Source organism: Sphingomonas xinjiangensis, assembly GCF_014199255.1.
In the GTDB taxonomy this organism is placed as follows: Bacteria; Pseudomonadota; Alphaproteobacteria; order Sphingomonadales; family Sphingomonadaceae; genus Sphingomonas; species Sphingomonas xinjiangensis.
The window spans coordinates 1-5,137 of record NZ_JACIJF010000051.1 but is presented as its reverse complement, the minus strand read 5'-3'; the positions used below and the strand labels follow the sequence as shown (position 1 = coordinate 5,137).

The window sequence follows — 5,137 nt, the reverse complement described above, 5'->3', positions numbered from 1 at the left end:
GGCACATGCTGACCGCGAAGACGACCATGCTCCCGGCAACGTATCTCAGATGCCCCTTGCAACCGACGCGATTAGACGACCTACGGCAGCTTTTGGGGAAGAGGGGAGGGGCTCAGAAAGGCAGCTACTGGCGCTTACCTGCCCAGCCGCCCTGAAAAGCCGGCAGGCTCGACGGCTGAGGCACGGGTACTGAGAATATGAACGGCCGCAGCTTCTACGGCAGGACACACAATCCAAGGAGACAAGCTGAGGGTGACAACCGCCACCTCGGTATTCAGAATGGCGCCTCAGTGTTCTCGTAAAAATGTTCGCGCTGCTTCTCAAGCCAGCTTTGATGCTAAGCTACTTGAGAGGAGAACCTTCTGATGTACAACGGCGCCCTACTCTCTGTAAGCCTACTACTTGCCCCTGCGCTGCCGGCCGCGGCGCAAGACGCGGCTGCGCCCACCGCGCGGCTTGACCATGTTGCAATCTGGGTCGCCGACCAACAAGCAAGTATCGACTTTTATCGCGACCTGTTCCGCTTGAACGAGATACCGTCGCCCTTTCCAGCAGGCGGGCCGCGCTGGATGCGCTTCGCCAACGGAATTGAGCTTCACATCCAGCCCGGCCGCACCGCACCGGTCGAGCAACATCGCCGCGTTCACATCGCAATCGCCGTAGAAAGTCTCGACCCAATCATGCACAAGCTTCAAGCGCGCGGTCAGGGTTGGAGCGACGTCGTGGGTACTCCCGGTGTGATCCAGAACGTCCGAACAGACGGTATCCGCCAGATCTTCTTCCAAGATCCAGACGGATATTGGATCGAGGTGAACGACACGATCAAGAAGCGGTGACCTTACATGGCCTGCTTGATCCTTAGAACGGACCTGAGGTTGACACCCACATTCGATCGCCGAGTTTTCGCGCGCGTCAGGGAACCAATCTCAGGCAGAGCGGTTATTCGAGAACCGACGCGTTCCCACCCCCCGGTTGGCGTTGGTCGCAATCGCGCCCCGCCATGCCCTGGCGGGGCGTTTCGCTTTCTGGGGCAGCCCTAAAAGCTAAAAAGCCAGGCTCAGCTTGGCTGGACCTGGCTCTTCTGCGACCTTCGGTCGAGCCCCCCGGCTCCGAAGTAGACAAGCTTCTTAGCCGAGATGTCGCTGAAATGCGCCGCAGGGGAAACACCTAAGCGTCAGAGACACCCTTCCTCGCGGTAAACGCCGCGGATGGACGCGAGCGTGCTGTTCGGACCAGGTTGCCAGTAGACGCGAGCCGCCACCGAGCAGGGAAGTTTCCCTCCTGGCGAACTGCCCCATATTCCCCGCCAACCTCATACCATGTAGGCTCAAAACCCTGCTCTTGCAGCTCACGGGCAAGGCTGGCGATCGTAGTTCCTGCCGGGAAGCGTTCCCGAAGTCTCGTGTCGAACTGAACCGTCGCCTTCCTCCATTCGGGATCCAGATCGTCGGTTAGAGAGGGGGGTGGGCCGCCCCCCGACAGGAGCAGGGTGAAAATCGCGCCAGCGAAGAAGCAGCCGAGTGCCATAAGTACAATGCTGCGGTTGACCATCATTACCCCCCTGTCGGGCGATCCTACCGTAGAAGGGCAGGGGGACGCACGTCCCATCACGCCATCCCCCGGGAACGAGTCCGCGTGGCGAGCGATTCCACTTAGTGAAGCGCTTCGATCCGCCTCTTGGCCGGCACGAGCTGAACGCCCTTCCTGTGACGGCGCCCGACGGGCCTGAGTCCATCCACTTCATCAACTGTCCGGCGTGCGGGCAGGCAGTCGACTGCCGCAACCTAGGCGACGTTTTCTACCATGAGAAGCCTGGGCACGAGCCGCTTCCGGAGCATGCTCCGGAGCCACCGCTGGCGTTCATCGAGCCAATGCTCCCGACGCTTGTGGACGCCCCGCCCGAAGGCGATGGCTGGATCCATGAGGTGAAGTATGACGGCTATCGCACCCAGTTAGTCATCGATGGAGGCGAGGTTCGCGCATACACACGCAACGGCCATGACAGGACCAAGGACTATCGCCTGATCGTCGAGGCTGCGTCAGGCCTAAGCTGCCGGCGCGCAATTATCGACGGCGAGATCGTGCTCCAGGATCAGCACGGCCGCTGCGACTTTACCGGCTTACGGTCCGCGATCACTCGCGCACCCGAAAGCCTCGTCTTCATGGCATTCGACCTGCTGCACCACGAAGGTAGGAACGTGCGGCCCCTGGCGATCGAGCAGCGACGCGAGCGGCTCGAGGACTTGGTCGGCGGCTTTGATGCAGGCGCTTCTATCCACTTCAGCCAGGATGTACGCGGGGGAGGGGAGGCGTTCTTCCAAGCCGTCGGACAGATGGGCTTGGAGGGGATCGTCTCAAAGAAGCGTGGAAGCCGCTACCATAGCGGCCGTACCCGCAACTGCCTCAAGACCAAAGCCTGGGCACAGGACGAGTTTGTGGTTGTCGGTACCGAGGCAACGCCGGGAGAGCCGGTCTCGGCGTTGCTCGCGCGCGAGACGAATGATGGGCTTGAGTATGCCGGGGGCGCAGCGGTGACGTTGGCTGCTGACCTTCGGGGTCTCTTCTACTCAGTGGTCGACCAGCTGGAGCGTGCCAAGCCGCTACCCAACATGCCCAAGGCCAAGAAGGCCCGCTGGATTGAGCCTAAGATGCGCGTGAGCGTCCGATACCTGAAAGGGAGCGACAAGCTGCGGCACTTCGCTGGTCGATGTGGTCGAACTCGCGGGCATCCGACGGCGGAGCTAGTCGCGGACACCTGGCCCGAGCGACGCGTTGTGCAGCAAGTTCCTGAAATCACTGCACGCAAGCAAGACCAGGAGAGGACAACATCATGGACGTACAAGCGTACGAAGCACCGCTTACGAAGTGGAAGGCAACGGTTCTCGATTATGTGCGATCGGGCGTTCCCGATCTCACCAACCGGCAAATGGCCTTGTTGAAGCTGATCCATATGGACGAAGGACCGCATACGATCCGGGGGGTAGCCAAGCTGCTGAAGGTCACCAACCCGGTGATCACGCGGGCGCTCAACAGGCTGACTGATCTGCGGCTTGCCCGCCGCGCGCCAAACCCTGCCGACAAGCGCGACGTCTTCGCGGTAGCTACGCCCGAAGGCGCAGAGTTCCTTCAGAAGCTCCAACGTCTCTCTCTTGGACACGCCTAAGCAGTCAAAGAACTGGCAGATACAGTCATCCCCGTATAAGTAGGCGCCGGCGCCATTACGCGCTCACCCCAGCAGGACATTTATTTTGACCGATTCCGAGCAATCTCTCGTCACCTTAACCGCCGACATTGTTGCTGCCCATGTCAGCAACAACAGTGTTTCGGTGAGCGATATTCCGACGCTTATTGCCAATGTTCACAACGCGCTGAATGGACTTGGTGAGCCTGTCGAACCGGAACCAGTCAAGCAAGAACCGGCTGTTTCCGTTCGGTCGTCGGTCAAGCCCGACTTCATCGTCTGCTTGGAAGACGGTAAGAAGCTCAAGATGCTCAAGCGCCACCTTATGACACACTACCAGATGACCCCTGAGCAGTACCGCACCAAGTGGAACCTGCCGGCGGATTACCCGATGGTTGCGCCGAACTATGCTGAGCAGCGTCGTGATCTCGCCAAGAAGATCGGCCTTGGCCGTAAGCCCAAGGCGGCAGCGCCGGCGGCTACGAAGGCGAAGGCACCTGCTGCACGCAAGGCAAGCGCGCCGGCTGAGGACGCCTAACCAGCCTCTGGGCCGCGGCGAAACGTCGCGGCCCTGATCGGCCTAGATCATCAGCCGCCGGGCGCTGCCGCGCTGTTGCTTGCCGAGATCTGCCTCGAGATCCCGACGGTAGCGGCTAAGCGCCGCGTATGAGCGAGGATCGCTCAGATCCTGTGCAAAACGTTGAACCCGCTCCAGCTCGCGGATCAGACCCATGGTCTCGGTCATTGCTTCTCTCCGGCCCCCCGGATCGATGCGCCATCCTCAGGTGAAATACGTAAAGACTTGGTTAACGGCGGCTAACGAAGCGAGCGCCGTGCTGTTCAGCACGGGGACCTCGGCAGGTGCCGTGCGTTCTTTAGGCGTAGCAACACAGGAGCGCGCGATATGGCTGGCAATATGCCCAATTCGACAGGACCTGACGATCAGGAAGATCAGAAGAACCCAGGTGGCGACACAATCAATCCCACCGGCGTTTCGGTGGCCTCGCCTCCCAAAGGAAACGAAGCCGAAGACGTGAAAACGTCAGGTACCGACAACAGCTGATCGGATGCTGTCGTAGGGCTCCCATGCGGAGCCTTACGGTCAGCTGTCGTTCTGCACAGTCGCAATCTCGACACTGGTACGGACGGCGGGACTCGAACCCGCACGCCCCGAATGGCAGGGGATTTTAAGTCCCCGGCGTCTACCATTCCGCCACGTCCGCACGCCTAAACCAAGGAAGCGTCGGCTGCTCCGAGGGTCAAGAGAGCCGAAGCCCTCCGGGATCAGCGATCCCGTTCAGCATGCTTGCGATCGGCCTTGCGAGCCCGGCTGATTGCAGCGGCGTGCTCACGCGCCCGCTTCTCTGAGGGCTTCTCGTAGTGCCTGCGTAGCTTCATCTCGCGATAGACACCCTCGCGCTGAAGCTTCTTTTTCAGGACGCGGAGGGCCTGGTCTACGTTGTTCTCGCGGACGACTACTTGCATGCGAACTGTGCTCTCTCGGTTGATATGGTGCACTAGGGGGTGCCAGTTGCTCGAAGCAAGCAGCTGGCAGGTCCTCAGTGCGGCACGATGAAGGTGTCGGCTACTCAGCCGGTGTTGCTGCGACCAAGCGTTCTGCTTGGCCGCGGCCGATTCCTTCTCCTCGTTCTGCCATCCGCTCCCAGGTCTCAGCGGCAGAGATGCAGCGGTTACGAACGTTGACCAGGGTAGTCGCTTCAGCCGCCTCGCGCTGCTCACGTGCGCGGTCGCGGTAAAAAGCCGGGTTTTCAGCCATAGGTCCCCTCCATCGTCGACGGCTTAACGAAACCGCGGGCGAAACGTTGCCATGAGCGTACGCGTCCGGTCTGGACCGCTCGTCCCTCAAAGATGGTGTATCGCGGCGGCTGCGTTTCGAAAGCAGATGGAATGGCAGCCCCTTCACGTACGATGCCTGGATCGGGGTCGAACCTGACC

General features: G+C 60.8%; 8 protein-coding genes and 1 tRNA gene. 5 read left to right on the top strand and 4 right to left on the bottom strand.

The window, feature by feature from the left end:
* Positions 1-365 precede the first annotated feature (365 nt).
* The 4 genes from FHT02_RS21135 to FHT02_RS21120 all read left to right on the top strand — a co-directional run bounded on the left by FHT02_RS21135 (position 366) and on the right by FHT02_RS21120 (position 3,719).
* Positions 366-836, top strand: coding sequence for a VOC family protein (locus FHT02_RS21135; RefSeq protein ID WP_184092194.1), 471 nt, complete (start codon positions 366-368; stop codon positions 834-836).
* 870 nt (positions 837-1,706) lie between these two features.
* The gene (locus tag FHT02_RS21130; RefSeq protein ID WP_184092192.1) at positions 1,707-2,939 is read left to right on the top strand and encodes an ATP-dependent DNA ligase; all 1,233 of its coding nucleotides are present in this window, start codon (positions 1,707-1,709) and stop codon (positions 2,937-2,939) included.
* Complete coding sequence (locus FHT02_RS21125; RefSeq protein ID WP_246352613.1) at positions 2,927-3,163, top strand: MarR family transcriptional regulator; 237 nt, start codon at positions 2,927-2,929, stop codon at positions 3,161-3,163. Before FHT02_RS21130 ends, FHT02_RS21125 begins: the two co-directional genes overlap by 13 nt.
* Before the next feature lie 82 nt (positions 3,164-3,245).
* Positions 3,246-3,719 (top strand): Ros/MucR family transcriptional regulator, encoded by a 474-nt coding sequence (locus FHT02_RS21120; RefSeq protein WP_425506476.1) that lies wholly within the window; start codon positions 3,246-3,248, stop codon positions 3,717-3,719.
* Positions 3,720-3,761: 42 nt separating this feature from the next.
* Here FHT02_RS21120 and FHT02_RS21115 read toward each other — a convergent pair whose 3' ends face one another.
* Positions 3,762-3,926, bottom strand: a complete 165-nt coding sequence (locus FHT02_RS21115; RefSeq protein WP_184092186.1) for a hypothetical protein — start codon at positions 3,924-3,926, stop codon at positions 3,762-3,764.
* A gap of 159 nt (positions 3,927-4,085) precedes the next feature.
* On the opposite strand from FHT02_RS21115, the gene FHT02_RS21110 reads away from it, so the two are divergent.
* Entirely contained in the window at positions 4,086-4,244 is a 159-nt protein-coding gene (locus FHT02_RS21110; RefSeq protein ID WP_184088733.1) for a hypothetical protein, read from the top strand.
* Between the two features lie 74 nt (positions 4,245-4,318).
* Here FHT02_RS21110 and FHT02_RS21105 read toward each other — a convergent pair.
* From FHT02_RS21105 to FHT02_RS21095, 3 genes are all read right to left on the bottom strand, one after another.
* Positions 4,319-4,404, bottom strand: a tRNA-Leu gene (locus tag FHT02_RS21105).
* Between the two features lie 61 nt (positions 4,405-4,465).
* Entirely contained in the window at positions 4,466-4,666 is a 201-nt protein-coding gene (gene rpsU, locus FHT02_RS21100) for a 30S ribosomal protein S21 (RefSeq protein WP_184092196.1), read from the bottom strand.
* Between the two features lie 100 nt (positions 4,667-4,766).
* On the bottom strand, positions 4,767-4,958 hold the full coding sequence (locus FHT02_RS21095) for a hypothetical protein (RefSeq protein ID WP_184092184.1): 192 nt from the start codon (positions 4,956-4,958) through the stop codon (positions 4,767-4,769).
* Positions 4,959-5,137 lie beyond the last annotated feature (179 nt).

What these genes read in the sequence shown, in the direction of transcription:
- FHT02_RS21135 (WP_184092194.1), top strand. Translation starts at nt 366, where the DNA reads ATGTACAACGGCGCCCTACTCTCTGTAAGCCTACTACTTGCCCCTGCG.
- FHT02_RS21125 (WP_246352613.1), top strand. Translation starts at nt 2,927, where the DNA reads ATGGCCTTGTTGAAGCTGATCCATATGGACGAAGGACCGCATACGATC.
- FHT02_RS21115 (WP_184092186.1), bottom strand. Translation starts at nt 3,926, where the DNA reads ATGACCGAGACCATGGGTCTGATCCGCGAGCTGGAGCGGGTTCAACGT.
- FHT02_RS21110 (WP_184088733.1), top strand. Translation starts at nt 4,086, where the DNA reads ATGGCTGGCAATATGCCCAATTCGACAGGACCTGACGATCAGGAAGAT.
- rpsU (WP_184092196.1), bottom strand. Translation starts at nt 4,666, where the DNA reads ATGCAAGTAGTCGTCCGCGAGAACAACGTAGACCAGGCCCTCCGCGTC.
- FHT02_RS21095 (WP_184092184.1), bottom strand. Translation starts at nt 4,958, where the DNA reads ATGGCTGAAAACCCGGCTTTTTACCGCGACCGCGCACGTGAGCAGCGC.